The sequence below is a fragment of the Halobacillus litoralis genome (genome assembly GCF_004101865.1).
Lineage (GTDB): Bacteria > Bacillota > Bacilli > Bacillales > Halobacillaceae > Halobacillus > Halobacillus litoralis_A.
This window is the reverse complement of the sequence record NZ_CP026118.1, coordinates 2,821,903-2,838,184: the sequence shown is the minus strand read 5'-3', so window position 1 is coordinate 2,838,184 and position 16,282 is coordinate 2,821,903. Positions and strand designations below refer to the sequence as shown.

Here is a 16,282-nt window from a genome sequence, read left to right as displayed (position 1 = left end):
TTTTATCTTCTGTCAGTGTAATGTGTTTATACTAAAGGTGAAAAATATTTGCTGATAGGATTACTCAAAAAAGGAAAGGAGGGTAAAAGAAGAAGTGGGAGAAATGTTGGAAGGCTCCATACTCACCGTCGGCTTTTATGAATTCATTCAAAAAAAGACTGAGCTCCAAGAGCCCAGTCTTTACTCATTCATTCAATTTCAAATGGCGCAGGTTTGTCTTCCCGATGTCCAAAGAAATAGCGGATGGCTTCAGCGATACGTGCGGAAGCTTGACCATCTCCATAAGGATTCGAAGCTTTTGCCATAGCTTCATGCTTACTTTCATCTGATAGCAACTCATGTGCTAAATGGAAAATATGGTCTTCTTCCGTTCCCGCAAGCTTCAATGTTCCTGCCTCGATACCTTCCGGACGCTCTGTTGTATCGCGAAGGACAAGGACAGGCACTCCGAGAGAAGGAGCCTCCTCTTGTACCCCGCCAGAATCCGTCAATATCAAGTGTGCTCTTGCAGCAAAGTTATGAAAATCGATGACGTCAAGTGGGTCGATCAATTTAATACGTTCATCATTCCCAAGAATCTCATCTGCTGTTTCTTTGACCACAGGATTCAAATGAACAGGATAAACGACCTGTATCTCTTCATGTTCTTCCACAAGACGTTTGATTGCACGGAACATCTGCTGCATGTTATTACCAAGGTTTTCCCGCCGGTGAGCAGTCATCAAAACTAGTCGTTTTCCATCGACTTCTGCCAAAACGTCGGAAGTGTAGCTGTCATCCACCGTCGTTTGCAGAGCATCGATTGCTGTATTTCCAGTTACGAAGATATGGTCTTCCGATTTATTTTCAGCAACTAAGTTGTCACGTGACTTGTTGGTAGGTGCGAAATGCAGATCAGCCATGACCCCCGTCAACTGACGGTTCATCTCTTCCGGGTAAGGCGAATATTTATTCCACGTACGCAAACCAGCTTCAACATGACCGACAGGAATCTGGTTATAGTATGCTGCCAATGAAGCCGCAAATGTTGTTGTTGTGTCACCGTGGACGAGAACGATATCAGGTTCCGTCTCTTTCATCACTTCGTCCAGACCCTCTAACGCACGAGTCGTCACTTGTGCTAAAGACTGACGAGCTTTCATGATATTCAAATCATAATCTGGTTCAATATCGAAAATAGATAACACTTGATCGAGCATTTCTCTATGCTGGGCTGTAACGGCAACAATCGGCTCGAATTGCTCAGACCTTTTTTTCAATTCCAATACAAGCGGCGCCATTTTTATCGCTTCTGGTCTTGTACCGAAAATCGTCATTACTTTAATACGATTACTCATGTATTCTCCTCCTTTAATGAGGAAGTTCTAGTCTATTTTTTTACTTCGTTCCATATAAGCGATCACCCGCATCGCCTAAACCAGGTACAATGTATCCTTTTTCATTCAATTTTTCATCAAGAGCGGCTAAGTAGATATCAACGTCCGGATGCTCTGCTTGTACAGCATCGACACCTTCTGGAGCAGCAACAAGGCACATTAAACGGATTTGGCGAGCACCACGTTTCTTCAAGGATTCGATGGCTTCATTCGCTGATCCCCCTGTCGCCAGCATCGGGTCGATAACGATCAGTTCACGCTCTTCAATATCACTAGGAAGTTTGACATAATACTCTACCGGCTTTAACGTCTCTGGATCACGATAAAGGCCAACGTGCCCGATTTTTGCAGCAGGAATCAACTGAATGATTCCGTCTACCATACCAAGACCAGCACGTAAGATAGGAACGAGTCCGATTTTTTTACCTGTCAGCACTTTCGCTTTCGCATTTTCTACCACAGGTGTGTCGATTTCGACTTCTTCTAGAGGAAGGTCACGTGTAATTTCAAAAGCCATCAATGCAGCTACTTCGTCCACTAACTCACGGAAATCTTTCGTTCCTGTTTCTTTTTTACGTATGTACGTCAATTTGTGTTGAATCAAGGGATGATCCAGTACATAAACGTTTGCCATTGCCAATCACTCCTTCTCAAAGTTTACATCCTTTAAATTGTACTGAAAAAGAGACACTACTGCAACCCACAACAATGACCCCCAACCATTCTCCTCCAATAAAAGCTCCGTATCAGGAAAATTTAGTTTCGAGACTTTTGTATAAGGAAATGGTGGCTGGGAAAACGGATCGCTTTCCGTGGGCATGTGGTGAGCTTCCTCAGGCTTCGCCTTCCGGGATCTCACCGATCATGTTCATCCCGTTTATTATATGGGATTTAGCAGAATCTCTAAATAGTAGGTTAGCCATACATGCGCTATCCAGCTCCAGCGTCTAGCGGCTAGTGAGACTTCCCTCGCTTCTGTACGATAACTCAACACCGAATCACTTTGTTCTTCGTGTTTCCTTTATCTCCTCCAGCTCAGTCCAGTCCATACGCCGCTGATCAAGACGCCTCCGCTTTCAAATGAGGAGTCTCACCGTTTTCCCAGCCACCTTACAATTGTAAGGTACTCGAAACAATCTTTATTTGTAAAGAGCTTTTGCGAATAAAAGGTGCTATCATCCCAGCACTTAAGCATGACTTATTCATCACCCATTAAAGAGTACACAACGATTTCGAGAAACTCATATCGTGAGGGGCGTGGGAAACGGGGAAACTCATGCAGGATCTCACCACATGCCTGTCATCCCATAGGAGTCTCGCAATTTCCCGTACCTTCCTTCTTTTATGTGGAGAACGGAAACCTCAACTTCGGTGCTTCTAGTGAAGAGCGCTCCCTATGAAAGAGAACCGTATTGGAGTACAAATATACCCATCCAAGGTTCGTTCATCCTATGTTGGAAGGGGTGGCTTTGAAATGACGAGACTCCCGCGGGAGAAGGAGCTAGTCGAGACCCCGCAGTGAGTATCAATGAAGCGACCCCTTATTGTTGGACACTTTCAAAGAGGTGTCTAAAGTGACGAAATTTGGTTCAGAACTGAAATTACAAATTGCTAAACGCTACTTACAAGGATTCATCAGTTATAGGGATTTAGCGTCAGAAACAGGTGTTGATGATTCATCTATTCGCTATTGGGTGAAGTTGGTTCGACATCATGGTGATCAAGCCTTTGTTTTTCCCTATACAAACTATTCGCCTGCCTTTAAACTGGAATTAATTCAATTTATCGAACGAACGGGTTGTTCCATTCGGGAGGCATCGGCGATTTACCATATTCCTGACTCTTCTATGGCTCGAAGGTGGAAGGAAAAGTGGAAAAAAGGTGGATACGATGCCCTTCGGATGTATGAAAAGGGGTCGAAAGCCGTGTCGGAAAAGAAAAACAACACCGATGAGTCTATTGAGTCAGTTAAGAGAGAGAACGAACAATTACGTGCGGAGAACGCTTATTTAAAAAAGTTGAATGCCTTAGTTCACGAGAAGGAAAAATCGGCACAAAAGAAAAAGCGCAAGTAATCCAAGAACTAAGGCACGCATTCCGCCTCCAAGTGCTGATTAAGGTCGCCGGCCTAGCACACAGTACCTTTTATTATGCCAGTAAAAAGCTAAGCCAGCCCGACCCTGACCGCAAGTGGAAAAGGAGGGTTCTCTTCATCTATAACACTCATAATGGCCGTGTAGGATACCGTAGAATTACGGACATCCTCGTGAGAAAAAATTATAAGGTTAACCACAAGAAAGTCTACCGAATCATGGTAGCGCTGGGCATTGCATGTCAGGTGAACCAAAAGAAATACGTCTCTTATAAAGGGAAGGTTGGGAAAACCGCCGATAACGTACTAGACCGCCATTTCAAGAGTGATCGCCCCAATCAGAAATGGGTCACAGACATTACGGAATTCCGCGTGTTCTCCCAGAAATTTTACTTGTCTCCTGTCCTTGGCCTATTCAATGGAGAGATCATTTCCTACACCTTAGGCGAAAGACCGACTTTTTCTCTTGTAGAGGAGATGCTTGACCAAGCACTGGAAAAGAAGGAGGAACACGAAGATCTTCTCATCCATTCGGATCAAGGTTGGCATTACCAAATGGCTCAGTTCCGAAAGAAACTCCAAGATCACAACATCACTCAAAGTATGTCTAGGAAAGGGAACTGTCATGATAATTCAGTGATGGAGAATTTTTTCGGCATCTTTAAATCGGAATTCTTATACTATGAAGAATTTGATAGTATTCAACATTTCAAAGATCGTTTTGAGACATATATGCATTACTACAACCATCTTAGAGTCAAATCCAGGTTAAAGGGAAACAGTCCTGTCTTAGAAAGGCAAATGTATGAAAAAGCAGCATAAACTATGTGTCCAATTTTATGGGGTCAGCACACAATGAACGAGGAGGCTTGCCAGTTCCCCCGCAGGAATGCGAGTTGTTTCAAAGCCACCCCTAACTCTTATATGGTAACGAACCCCGCTGTCACGGTAATAGGCGACTGCGATTTTCGAAAAAGAGCCACTAGCAGTTACTAGTGGCTCTTCGGTCTATTAAAGGGAAGAATAATTCAGTGTTTGATACATAGGGAAACGGCCAGTCAACTGACGCACACGCTCTTCTGCTTCTTTCATTTTCGCTTCATCTTCATGATGCTCAAGAGTATATGCAATCAGGTCAGCGATTTCTTCCATTTCAGCTTCCTTGAAGCCTCGGCTTGTCACCGCTGCTGTACCAATACGGATTCCACTTGTGACGAATGGACTTTCAGGGTCAAACGGAATCGCATTTTTATTCGTCGTAATTCCTATTTCATCTAAAGCTTTCTCAATCACTTTTCCTGTCAGTCCTTTGTTACGCAAGTCCAATAGGAGAAGGTGATTATCCGTACCACCAGAAACGAGGTCGACTCCTTTATCTAAAAGAGACTGAGCCAGCTGTTTGGCATTTGCGACAAGTTGGTGTGAGTACTCTTTGAATTCAGGTTCTAATGCCTCTTTGAAGGATACAGCCTTTGCAGCGATGATATGCATAAGCGGTCCTCCTTGCATGCCAGGGAAAACGTTTTTGTCGATTTTTTTAGCAAAGGATTCTTCACAAAGAATCATACCACCACGAGGTCCGCGCAATGTTTTGTGAGTGGTGGTCGTAACGAAATGAGCATGCGGCACTGGGTTCGGGTGCAGTCCAGTAGCTACCAACCCTGCCACATGGGCCATGTCTACCATCAGGTAGGCGCCAACTTCATCCGCGATTTCACGGAATTTAGCAAAGTCGATCTTTCTTGGATAGGCACTGGCACCGGCGACGATAAGTTTCGGTTTTACTTCTTTAGCCTTCGCTAATACAGCATCATAATCAATGGTTTCAACTTGATCATTTACACCATACTCTTCAAAGTTATAAAGCTTTCCACTGAAGTTGACCGGACTGCCATGAGTCAAGTGACCACCATGATTCAAATTCATTCCTAATACCGTATCACCATGATCCAGAACTGTGAAATAAACGGCCATATTCGCTTGGGCCCCAGAATGCGGCTGGACATTCGCGTGATCTGCTCCGAACAGCTGTTTCGCGCGGTCACGAGCTAGATTCTCAACCACATCCACGTGTTCGCATCCACCATAATAACGGCGGCCAGGATAGCCTTCTGCATATTTGTTCGTCAACACAGTCCCCATCGTTTCCATTACAGCCTCTGATACAAAGTTCTCTGAGGCAATCAGTTCAATATTATCCTGTTGGCGATCCTTCTCATCCTTGATTGCTGCAAAAATTTCTGCGTCTGTTGATTTAACATGATTCATGGTCAAACGTTCCCCTTTCCATTCCTAATGATCACATGACCCTTCTTCTGAACGATTTACATAGACAGCTCTTTCCCCGCCAATGAGAGGGGGTCGAGTTTTAGCAGCCGTTACATGAGCATGGCCGATGGACGTTTGCTCAATCCGAAGCGGAACAGCGACTCGCCTCAAGTGCATCCCGATCAAGGTATCTCCTATATCAAGACCACCTTCAGCTTCAATCCGTTCCACGAGAACTGGATCCTTCATTTGTTTAAAAACATACGAAGCCATCGAGCCCCCGGCTTGAGGGACTGGGATTGCTGCAACTTCTGTTAAGCGTTGCTGTTCAAGAACTGATCGTTCTATGACCAGCGAACGGTTCAAATGCTCACAGCACTGGAAAGCTAATTGTACACCTGTTCGATCTTCCAGTTTCTTCAGTTCACTAAATACGACTTCAGCAATCGCTTCACTTCCCGAAGTACCTATTCGTTTACCTGCAATCTCACTCGTCGAACATCCGATGACAAATAAGCCGTGTCTAGTAGAACCATCCTCTATCAACTGGTTGACTACATTGTTGACATCCGCTTGATTCTGTTCTAAATCCATCATTTTACTCCACCTCCTCCAAGGGGATATGAAAAAAGGAGAAGCAATCGGCTCCTCCTTCAATTGTCAGCTTCCGCATACATATGCATCCGCTTTTCTATATTCCATTGTATTACTTATTTTCGTATTCGGCAATCTTACTGACACGTCTTTCGTGACGGCCCGCCTCAAAATCTGTAGAAACCCAAGTTTTAGCAATTTCTTTCGCCAGACCAGGACCGATCACACGCTCACCCATACAAAGTACATTGGAGTCATTATGCTCCCTTGTCACTTTAGCAGTGAAGAGATCGTGGACTAAGGCAGCGCGTATGCCTTTTACTTTGTTTGCAGAAATGGACATACCGATGCCTGTCCCGCAAATCAAGATCGCTTTATCAAATTCACCGTCAGCAACACGTTCTGCTGCCGGAATAGCGTAATCAGGATAATCGACAGAACTTTCGCATTCACATCCGATATCTTCAAATTTTATTTGAAGTTCTTCCAAAACATCCGCCACTTCTTTACGTAAATTGATGCCGCCATGATCTGAAGCAAGGATTACTTTCATCTTCTGACACTCCCGTCTACTATAATCAATCTCATCGTGACAGTTTCCCTCTCAACTGTCAATCAGTAGCGGTGGATTTGCTTCAATAGGCCCTCTTATTATGTAATAAGTGATTTTCTTCTCGCCTGACCTTTCCCTCTTTCCCGGCCGGCGAATGCAGTCCAGTTATTGGATAAAGCATGAAATGAATATGTAATGAGAACCAATTCCTTACTAATAAAGGAATGGTTTCAAACGTAAACTGAATCGGTTTCTCTACACTTCAGGCTCACCTTAAAGGAAACTTTAACTATCATTTCTTTCCAACATTTTTATTAGAAGCTCAATATGCTCTTCCAGTTCATCCCGAGTATTTCGGTAGATGCTAACATTTCCGCCAAAAGGATCGGTTATATTCAAGTCAGGCAGGTCATTTTCCAATTGTTCAATTTCTTCAATTTCCTTTCCCAACTCTTCCAGCAGCTTCTTCTCCAGTTCATAATCATCCAAAGAAGACTGATATTCACTTAGAATCGCTGAACGCTTGTCTTCAAAGCTGCTGTATAAATCTTTCAATTTATCCCATTGGACCTCGTCCACCAACACATACTCCTTGAGCGTATAATATTTGTCCTCGTGTTCAGGGTATTGCAAAGCCAATGTTTGTTTATGGCGATCTGTCATAGTAAGGACCAGGTCCGCCCAGGCTAAGGAATCCTTATCCACAGGATTTGTTTGATGGTCCAGGGTTAAATCAATTTCACCAAGGACGATTTCGGAATTTTTCGCAAGCGTTTCCCCTTTGCCTGCAAAAATCCCTGCAGATCGAACTTGTCCATCCGCAAGTTTTGATTTCAATATTGCCTCCGCCATCGGACTTCGGCAGGTATTTCCAGTACAGACAAATAAAATATTCATAACCATTCTTCTCCTAACCCATAGTCCATTTTCTCTATAATATCACAGGAAGATGCTCGACTAAAAATTTGTCAGAATATGGCATTTAAACCTAAAGCACACAGAATACTTCCGCCAAGCAATTCACTGTAGGTGCCGAGAAGACTACCAGCTCTGCGTCCAATGATGAACCCAGCCCATGTAAGCACCATACTGAATACTCCAAAAGACAGAACATATATCCAAACTTCTGCTTCCCTCAAGCCTATACTGAAACCGACCGGGAAACTATCAATGCTCACACTCAAGGCAAATAACCATATACCTACACCTGTCATCCGATACGAGAAGGAGTGCTTCTCTGTAAAGGAAGCGAATACAGCATAGGCACCTAAACCGAACAGCATGACCCCACCAGCTAATGTCGCCCATTCGCTTGCACTAACCGAGAGCCATTTTCCTAGCAGGATTCCTAATCCCGGCATGAAAATATGAAAAACACCTATGACGATCCCTGCGACAAAAGCATGTTTTAAACGTACCGCTTGTAAGCCCATCCCTAAGGACACGGAAAAAGCATCTAAACCTAAGGCAATGGATAACAAAATCAATGAAGTCAGCTGCTCCAACTGAAAATCCCCCTCCTCGGACATGCTATATCATCGTATGCGCGGAAGGGGGACTCTATGTTAGTACTGCTTGATTTTTTTCACAGCTGCCTTTGTCAATCGGTTCATAATGGCAGCACCGACCCCGGTTTCCGGGAATGTTTCACATAAGATGATATCGATGTCTGCCTTCTTGAATTCTCTTAATGCTCCATAGAGCCGTTCAGCTATTTGCGCTAAATCATCTCTTGATCCACATGTAATCAGTGAAGCGTGCTCCAATTGAGCAGCCAACTGATCACTTGCAATTACACCGACTCGGTAACCTTGCTTCGATAACTCTTCCATCTGGTCATGGAAGAAATCTTCTTCCCCATCCACTAACCATAGTGGCGCTTCAGGGGCATAATGAGTATATTTCATCCCCGGAGATTTTGGAGATTGCTCTTCATTAGCAAGCGCTGGATCAATGATGACTTCTGGAAGCACTTGTTCCAAATCTTCTTTAGTTACGCCTCCTGGACGAAGAATGACAGGGATTTCGGTGGTACAGTCAACAACAGTAGACTCCACACCGACCCCAGTGGGTCCACCATCAAGGATGCCGGCGATCCGTCCATTCAAGTCTTGAAAAACATGCTCAGCCGTGGTCGGGCTGGGCCTGCCGGAACGGTTTGCACTCGGGGCGGCTAGTGGTCGATCCGTAGTACGTAATAAAGCGAGCGCCAGTGGATGGTCAGGCATACGGATGGCGATTGTGGATAAGCCGGCTGTGACATTTTCAGCGGCAGACCCGTTACTCTCCATAATAATCGTCAGCGGACCGGGCCAAAACTCATCCATGAGCTGTCGAGCGATAGGAGGTATAACGTGCACCAATTTTTCGACTTGGTCTTTATCCGCTACGTGGACGATCAATGGATTATCAGACGGCCTCCCTTTCGCTTCGAAAATCCGTTGCACGGCAGCTTCCTGCGTAGCATCGGCACCAAGGCCATAAACGGTCTCTGTTGGAAAGGCGACGACTTGCTTGTTCAGGAGGAATTGTGCCGCCTCTTTTATTGAAGAATCAAATTCAATAGCTTCATTCCAAACCTTTGTTTCCATGCTCATCATACGTACTCCTTCTGCTTATCTAAGAAATGATAAAAGATGTATTTGTGGATGGCTCTCTACCGTTGTTTTTTCTCTAAATATTATTATGAATAATTCTACAAAATATCGCAAATTCAGACATTATTCACAGGATGTCCTCATGATGAGTCGAGTTATCCACAAAGATACCCACATATCCAAAATTTCCGTTAGTAATTTTACGCATCTAAAAATATCTATTCACAGCTTATACACAAAAAATAGGTTTTTTGTGTATAAGTAACTCACTTATTAACAGTTACTTGTGGTTAACTGTGAATATCCACAAACTTTTTTCGACATCATCTAATTTGAACTGTTGATGTTGTAAAAGAAAATCGAGCGTTTGCGAGTGACTTTCCACATGCAATTCAGCAAAACCTTCCTCCTCCACAAAGGATTGAATAACTTCAAAGACTTCAAGCACCCGCCCCGGAGAGATGTGATCAGCGACCTGCAATTGCTCCAGTTTTCCTATGTCACCCGCAAATTCAATGAGTTTGAAAGTCCCGATCGTTTGATCTTTCTTTTTCAATTGATAGAGCTCTTCTTCCACTTTTTCAATATACATAACAGAATCCACACCCCTTTTCTCCTACTCTATGAAAAGGGGTGTGGATGATATGCTAGGAAAATATACTTTCCCATATTTTCACGACGAAGAACTTCACTTCTTTCTCTTCCTTTTCTTCTGTTTCTACTGGTGCTTCTTCTGCAGGGATTTCTTCTGCTTCAGCAACACTCGTCCCGTTGGAGAAATCCAGGAAGCATAGAGGCGGGAATAATACACACCACCAGTTATCCCCTTCTCCCCTGCCTAATGTAATCAATATCGCTTCGTATTCTCCTGCAGGATAAATATATGAGCCGTACAATTTTGTCGGAAAGGTAACACTGGAATCATAATCCACTGTATAAGTTTGGTCGACACCTTTGGCTTCCAGTGTCTCAGCTACGATCTTTTCAAGTTCAGGTAAACGGTCCCCGATCAATTGACGGGCGGCTTCGACTGATGTCAAGTCTTCCACCCACTCAGTGATTTCCGCATTCACTTGGTCTCTTACTTCTCGTTTGACCTGTTGATCTTCTTCATCGTTACTATCCGCTAATATCCGCAGACGAATGGCTTCATCTGGAATCACTTGAAAGTTTTGTCCATATTCCGCTTCCATACGCTGTCCCCAAGGGAGGACTGTAAGAATGACTGTCAATCCCATTAATAAAAGTAAGCTGTTTTTCATATTGTTTTCCTCCCTGTCCCTGTACTAGTCGCTAGTATGGTCAGAGGAAAAGAACTTTAATCAAAATTCTATGAAACTCTTAATTCTTTATGGAAGCCAAAAACCATCCGATCCTTGCCATTCATATCTTTACGGATTTCCGTTTCGTACTCAGGTAAAAGTTTTCTGATCATGCCCTCCACAGCTGCTCCTTGTTGGTGACCAATTTCAAAAGCGATACACAAAGGTTTCTTTTCAAACGTGGATAATTGTTCAAGCATAATCCGATAAGCCGCTAAACCATCCTCATCAGCAAAAAGTGCCAGTTCAGGATCGAAGTTGACGACAGTATCATCCATCCCGCTCTTTTCCTGATGAGAGATGTAGGGAGGGTTGGATATAACAATATCGATCGAATGATTTTTCAACGGGTCGAGGAAGTCTCCTTGATAAAACTGAATGTCAGCTTGCATTGCCTCCGCATTACGCGCAGCTACAGCGAGCGCATCTTCAGAAATGTCCACAGCTATGACTTCGCTATCAGGTATTTCCAAAGCAGCCGAAATCGAGAGGACTCCACTTCCTGTCCCGATATCAGCGATTTTGGGACGATCAATGTTATGAGAGCGGATAAATTCAATCACTCCAAGCAAAAGCTCTTCTGTTTCAGGCCGAGGAATAAGTACATGGGGACTGACCTTGAATTCACGCCCGTAAAAGTGTGCGAAGCCGGTTATGTGTTGGACTGGAACACCCGTTTCGGCATGTGTATGGATTTGATTCACAAAATCCTCTCTTTGGCTTAACGGGAATTCCTCAATTTCATAAGCTAGTATTTTTGCTTGTGACCACCCTAAAAGGTTTTCAATCAAAAGGTCCCCCACACGCGCTTCTCTCCCGTGCTTTTGTAAAAAAAGAGAAGCCCAGCGGCGGGCTTCCCGGATCGTCGTAAAAGTAGGCTGCATATCATTCACCAAGCTGTTCAAGTTTATTGGTTTGTTCTTCTATCAATAAAGCTTCAATGATTTCATTCATGTTTCCCTGCAAAATTTGATCAAGCTTCTGCAAAGTCAAGCCAATACGGTGATCAGTTACACGCGTCTGTGGGAAATTGTAGGTACGGATCCTCTCCGAACGGTCTCCGGTTCCCACGGCAGACTTCCTGCTTTCATCATATTCTGCTTGTGCCTCCCGCTCGAACTTATCATAGATCCGGGCACGAAGGACCTTCATCGCTTTTTCTTTATTTTTGATTTGGGACTTTTCATCCTGACAAGAAACCACAATCCCGGTAGGTACGTGAGTGAGTCTCACGGCAGACATCGTCGTATTCACACTTTGCCCCCCTGGACCACTGGAAGCGAACGTATCGACACGAATGTCCTTGTCATGGACTTCGACTTCGACTTCTTCGGCTTCCGGCATAACGACAACAGTAGCGGTTGACGTATGGATTCGCCCACCTGATTCTGTTTCGGGCACGCGCTGGACACGATGGGCACCGTTCTCAAATTTCATTTTCGAGAAAGCCATATGTCCATTAAGCATGAAGATGATTTCTTTATAGCCACCTACGTCATTGGCGTTCGCCTCAATGACTTCTGTTTTCCACCCCTGCATTTCAGCATAACGAGCGTACATCCGATATAAATCCCCAGCAAATAAGGATGCTTCATCGCCACCTGCTGCCCCGCGGATTTCCATGATGACGTTTTTATCATCATTCGGGTCTTTCGGAAGCATAAGGACCTTCAAACTTTCTTCCAGCTCTTGCTTCCTTTTGGACAGTTCACTTATTTCCTCTTTGACCATTTCGGTCATATCATCATCGAGCTGATCATCAAGCATTGCTTTAGCATCATCCAACTGTTCAGTAACCTCTTTGTAATCGCGATAAGCGGTCACTGTATCTTGCAAGCCGGATTGCTCTTTTGAATACTCACGGAGTTTATTTGTATCAGATATCACTTCAGGATCACTTAATAATTCATTCAATTTTTCATAACGATCTTCTAATGTTTGTAAACGTTCAATCAATGGTATGCACCTCTTTCTCCATAACATTCTAATTATATTATAGAGAGATCACGGATACAACCGCACACCTTCCTTACTGCATAAAAAACAGCCCTGAACCTCCATAGTCGGATAGCTCCGGGCTGACTAAATCACTTGATCACTTGATTTTCACTTGAATATCATAGCTTGGCACTGCTTGATAAATCGCTTCTTCCACTTGTGCCTTCCATTCTTCCTTCTCTTTCTCAGACATCTCATCTTCACCGGCGATATCTACCGTCACCCACACTTTATTCGCTTCTAATATGACCCGTTTAACCTCAACGCCAGGAAGCTCTTGGGCCGACTCTTTAATCAACTCGCGATCCTGTTTCATCCCCCATGTATCACCGACTTTACTTATTGATCGGGGATTTTCCGTTTCCTCAGTCGCCTCATTATTCATACCCATATTCTCCACATCATCACGACTGGTTTGACCCTGATAATTTTCCATTTGCAGTCCGCACGCTGTCATAAGCATAAGGGACACTGCCAGCATTAGAATAAATCGAAACATCTTCCTCACCTCTTCTCTTTTGCTCATTATTATTTCCCGAACCACCTTGATTATGTAAAAAGCATCCCCTGTAAACTCCACCTTTGTTAGGTCAGTTATTCCACTCAGGTTCAGTTACAGGATTAGCAATGAGGGAAAGAAGAAACGAACCAACATCATTAAGGTTCACATAACATTAATTGGTATTATAATTAAAACTTAAAATGCACCAGGTCATGTGCTGACCTGATGCATTTTAGGTTTGGATTTCTAGCGTATATTTGGACGGGATGACTCCCTCACTCTTTATGTGTTGCAAATACTCTTCAGCCTCTTCATAAGACTCGAACGTCACTTCTTCATCATTTCTTCTGAATTCAATTACTATATGCTGGTCGTCGACTCCGACAATACGATATACCATAGATACCCCTTTCTACTACGTGCTTTTTACAATAAAAGGAAAATAAAAAATCCGAAAAGTCCCCACAGGATGGAGTACTTCTCGGATTTTTGTCTAGCTCTATTGTCCAGCTCAATTTTGCCGATAATATTGATTACCTTTTTTTAATAAATGGTTTATACACGTAAGGACCAAACGGCTCTTCGTTTCATCCCACTTATCATTATAGTAGAAAAATTATTTAATGAAAACCCCCTGGTGAAAAGGGGCTCCTCCCTCGGCTTTTGTTGGATGTTTCGAGAATTTTTCACTATTGAGCAGGTGTGATATCCTGCAAATTTTTTATAGACGTAAGAGAAAGACGATATAACTTCGATCATTTTGGAAATCCCAGTCCACAAAGGTATCCTCGATTGGTTTTCCAAGAATTTTCTCAAAAGAAGCCCTGCTGAGTAAACGCTTCTCCAGACGCCGTTTCGAAATCTTCAGAGGCTCTTCATAACCGGAATCAATCAGTTCTTTTTCAATGGCTACCAAAATACCTGACCTTACAATAAGGAGCGTCCGGTCATTCAATAAATAGGAATTTATCGACTCCGGTGCTTTCTCAGCTTGTTCGCTTACCTTTTCTACTTCTTCATATAAAGTAGAGCCAGGGTCATATGATTTAAGGTTAGGGCTCTGCTGGTCGCTTTTCACGATTCCGATTAATATTCCTGATTTATTGGGGAAGGACCAGTCATAATAGATCGATTCAACTTCAATTCCTACACTCGCACGAAAAGTAGCCTTAATATCCGGAATCAGTTCTCTCATCATCAAATCTCGTGTTTCCTCCACTTTATTATGATTTTTTTGTCCGACCAAAACACGTTCCATCGGTGCTAAAAAATCTTTTAAATAAATGGTGAGGTAGGGTGCTTCCAGGGAGACGAAGACTGATGATGGTCCTTTCCCGAAATGATCGCGCAATAGTTTACCTACATAACTGGACATTTCTGATTGTACAGATTGCTTATCCATAATTGACCTCCGTCATTTTTAAGTATCTGCTCATTAAAGTTCCACAACTTTTTACTATTTAAACGAAACGTCTCGTTAAATCAACAAAGGTTATTCAATATTATAGCAGGATTGCGTAAGACTCGTTTTCCTAGATAACCGGGGCTAGTCATCATGTTGAGTGTTAGGGGTGGTGGGGAAGCAGCTCGCTTTCCTGTGGGGGACCTGGCAAGCTTCCTCGGGCTACCGCCCTGCGGGATCTCGCCTATCTCCTTCTCCCACGGGAGTCTCGCAGCTTCCCCACCACCCCATTCGATGCATGTGAAAACGACCCCCTTACCCCATAAGGAGAGTCTTCCACTATCGCTGTGTATAGGCATCAAACGCTATGTATCAAGCTTTCATGATCAGAATTACTGGCTTGGAATTCATCGACCCTCTACTTCCCTATAACCCATAGATGCTTATTCCAAAAGCGGTTTCGAGAATCTGTAGGGTATAGGGGCGGAGGGAAACGGTGAGACTCCTAACTTTAAAGCGGAAGTGCCTTGATCAGGGGCGTATGGACTGGACTGAGCTGGAGGAGATAAAGGAAACACGAAGAGCATAGCGATTCGATGTTGACTTATCGTACAGAAGCGAGGGAAGTCTCACTAGCCGCTAGGTACTGGAGCTGGATAGCACTTGTAAGGTTTAAGATCTCCTACCAAAATTCAGCCTCCAATGGTTTAAGAACTGGGATGTGCGGGACAGCTGAGACCCCACAGGACAGTCCGAGGAGGCTCAGCGCCCGCCCCATGGAAAGCGAACCTTTTCCCGCAGCCCCTAAACTTCCACTGAAGTCTCGAAACTGAGTATTCAAGATAAGGGAGCTTTGTTGATATACAAAAAAAGGCAGCTGAGATTTCAGCTGCCGGGGAGACCTATTTATTCATCGTTTTTTCAGCATAAGCTGCTTTCACTTCTTGTTGCCTGGGTTTATTGGGAACTTCATGGTGATGACGGCATCTAGGCTCATAGGATTCGGAAGCTCCGACTAAGATGATCGGATCATCATACGATGCGGGAGCTCCGTCAATCAAACGTTGTGTACGACTAGCCGGCGATCCGCAAATCGGGCAAATCGCGTTCAATTTAGTTACACTTTCGCTCAAAGCCATCATTTCAGGCATTTTTCCGAAAGGCTCTCCTCTAAAGTCTGTATCTAGACCTGCGACGATGACGCGTATGCCTCTGTCCGCCAAACATTCAACTACTTCTACAATATGTTCATCAAAAAACTGCATTTCATCAATTCCGACTACATCCACCTCGTCCGACACATGCTGGAGGATGTCCAAAGAGCTTTCCACAGGCCGGGCCATCACTGATGTACCATTATGTGAGACAACGGCATCATCTTTATACCGCTTATCTATCGCAGGTTTGTATACACGGACGGTCAAATTGCCAAATGTCGCTCTTCTCACGCGGCGTATCAGTTCTTCTGATTTACCACTGAACATACTTCCACAAATAAGCTCTACCCATCCGCTTTGTTTCATTACATACACGTCCACTGTCGCTCCCTTCTCACTCGATCAAGATCCAATAGTGCAA

Annotated in this window: 17 protein-coding genes; 1 reads left to right on the top strand and 16 read right to left on the bottom strand. The window is 43.9% G+C overall.

The annotated features are described in order from the left end of the window. Nucleotides 1-188: 188 nt before the first annotated feature. Both wecB and upp read right to left on the bottom strand, forming a co-directional pair. Entirely contained in the window at nt 189-1,337 is a 1,149-nt protein-coding gene (wecB, locus tag HLI_RS14225) for a non-hydrolyzing UDP-N-acetylglucosamine 2-epimerase (RefSeq protein ID WP_128525581.1), read from the bottom strand. 40 nt (nt 1,338-1,377) lie between these two features. After that, on the bottom strand, nt 1,378-2,010 hold the full coding sequence (upp, locus tag HLI_RS14220) for a uracil phosphoribosyltransferase (protein ID WP_128525580.1): 633 nt from the start codon (nt 2,008-2,010) through the stop codon (nt 1,378-1,380). A gap of 940 nt (nt 2,011-2,950) precedes the next feature. Between upp and HLI_RS14215 the strand changes: the two genes are divergently transcribed. Continuing rightward, nucleotides 2,951-4,290, top strand: a protein-coding gene (locus HLI_RS14215; RefSeq protein ID WP_128525579.1) for an IS3 family transposase whose coding sequence is annotated in 2 segments (ribosomal slippage) — nt 2,951-3,401 and nt 3,401-4,290 — 1,341 coding nt in all. Because the reading frame shifts where the segments join, the coding sequence is not laid out codon by codon here. Nucleotides 4,291-4,479: 189 nt separating this feature from the next. Here the strand turns inward: HLI_RS14215 and glyA are convergent. From glyA to HLI_RS14145, 14 genes are all read right to left on the bottom strand, one after another. Then, on the bottom strand, nt 4,480-5,736 hold the full coding sequence (gene glyA / locus HLI_RS14210) for a serine hydroxymethyltransferase (RefSeq protein WP_128525578.1): 1,257 nt from the start codon (nt 5,734-5,736) through the stop codon (nt 4,480-4,482). Between the two features lie 24 nt (nt 5,737-5,760). Beyond that, nucleotides 5,761-6,333: a TIGR01440 family protein gene (locus HLI_RS14205; protein WP_128525577.1), complete on the bottom strand. Its 573-nt coding sequence runs from the start codon at nt 6,331-6,333 to the stop codon at nt 5,761-5,763. Nucleotides 6,334-6,442: 109 nt separating this feature from the next. Beyond that, complete coding sequence (rpiB, locus tag HLI_RS14200) at nt 6,443-6,883, bottom strand: ribose 5-phosphate isomerase B (RefSeq protein WP_128525576.1); 441 nt, start codon at nt 6,881-6,883, stop codon at nt 6,443-6,445. 285 nt (nt 6,884-7,168) lie between these two features. Beyond that, nucleotides 7,169-7,780 (bottom strand): low molecular weight protein arginine phosphatase, encoded by a 612-nt coding sequence (locus HLI_RS14195; protein ID WP_128525575.1) that lies wholly within the window; start codon nt 7,778-7,780, stop codon nt 7,169-7,171. A gap of 71 nt (nt 7,781-7,851) precedes the next feature. Further along, the gene (locus HLI_RS14190) at nt 7,852-8,388 is read right to left on the bottom strand and encodes a manganese efflux pump MntP (protein WP_128525574.1); all 537 of its coding nucleotides are present in this window, start codon (nt 8,386-8,388) and stop codon (nt 7,852-7,854) included. A 60-nt stretch (nt 8,389-8,448) separates the two neighbouring features. After that, a complete protein-coding gene (locus tag HLI_RS14185) occupies nt 8,449-9,474 on the bottom strand; it encodes an L-threonylcarbamoyladenylate synthase (RefSeq protein ID WP_128526904.1) in 1,026 nt (341 codons plus the stop codon). A 286-nt stretch (nt 9,475-9,760) separates the two neighbouring features. Continuing rightward, nucleotides 9,761-10,084, bottom strand: coding sequence for a hypothetical protein (locus HLI_RS14180; RefSeq protein ID WP_128525573.1), 324 nt, complete (start codon nt 10,082-10,084; stop codon nt 9,761-9,763). A gap of 43 nt (nt 10,085-10,127) precedes the next feature. After that, the gene (gene spoIIR / locus HLI_RS14175; protein ID WP_128525572.1) at nt 10,128-10,742 is read right to left on the bottom strand and encodes a stage II sporulation protein R; all 615 of its coding nucleotides are present in this window, start codon (nt 10,740-10,742) and stop codon (nt 10,128-10,130) included. 68 nt (nt 10,743-10,810) lie between these two features. Continuing rightward, complete coding sequence (gene prmC / locus HLI_RS14170) at nt 10,811-11,686, bottom strand: peptide chain release factor N(5)-glutamine methyltransferase (protein WP_128525571.1); 876 nt, start codon at nt 11,684-11,686, stop codon at nt 10,811-10,813. A gap of 1 nt (nt 11,687) precedes the next feature. Then, nucleotides 11,688-12,758 (bottom strand): peptide chain release factor 1, encoded by a 1,071-nt coding sequence (prfA, locus tag HLI_RS14165; RefSeq protein ID WP_128525570.1) that lies wholly within the window; start codon nt 12,756-12,758, stop codon nt 11,688-11,690. A 139-nt stretch (nt 12,759-12,897) separates the two neighbouring features. Continuing rightward, the gene (locus HLI_RS14160) at nt 12,898-13,299 is read right to left on the bottom strand and encodes a hypothetical protein (protein ID WP_128525569.1); all 402 of its coding nucleotides are present in this window, start codon (nt 13,297-13,299) and stop codon (nt 12,898-12,900) included. 235 nt (nt 13,300-13,534) lie between these two features. Next, nucleotides 13,535-13,702 carry a hypothetical protein gene (locus tag HLI_RS21705; protein WP_164908565.1) on the bottom strand — a complete coding sequence of 56 codons (168 nt, stop codon included), beginning with the start codon at nt 13,700-13,702 and terminating at the stop codon, nt 13,535-13,537. A gap of 321 nt (nt 13,703-14,023) precedes the next feature. Further along, the gene (locus tag HLI_RS14155; RefSeq protein ID WP_128525568.1) at nt 14,024-14,704 is read right to left on the bottom strand and encodes a Na-translocating system protein MpsC family protein; all 681 of its coding nucleotides are present in this window, start codon (nt 14,702-14,704) and stop codon (nt 14,024-14,026) included. 902 nt (nt 14,705-15,606) lie between these two features. Continuing rightward, a complete protein-coding gene (locus tag HLI_RS14145; RefSeq protein WP_128526903.1) occupies nt 15,607-16,236 on the bottom strand; it encodes a thymidine kinase in 630 nt (209 codons plus the stop codon). Nucleotides 16,237-16,282: the final 46 nt, after the last annotated feature.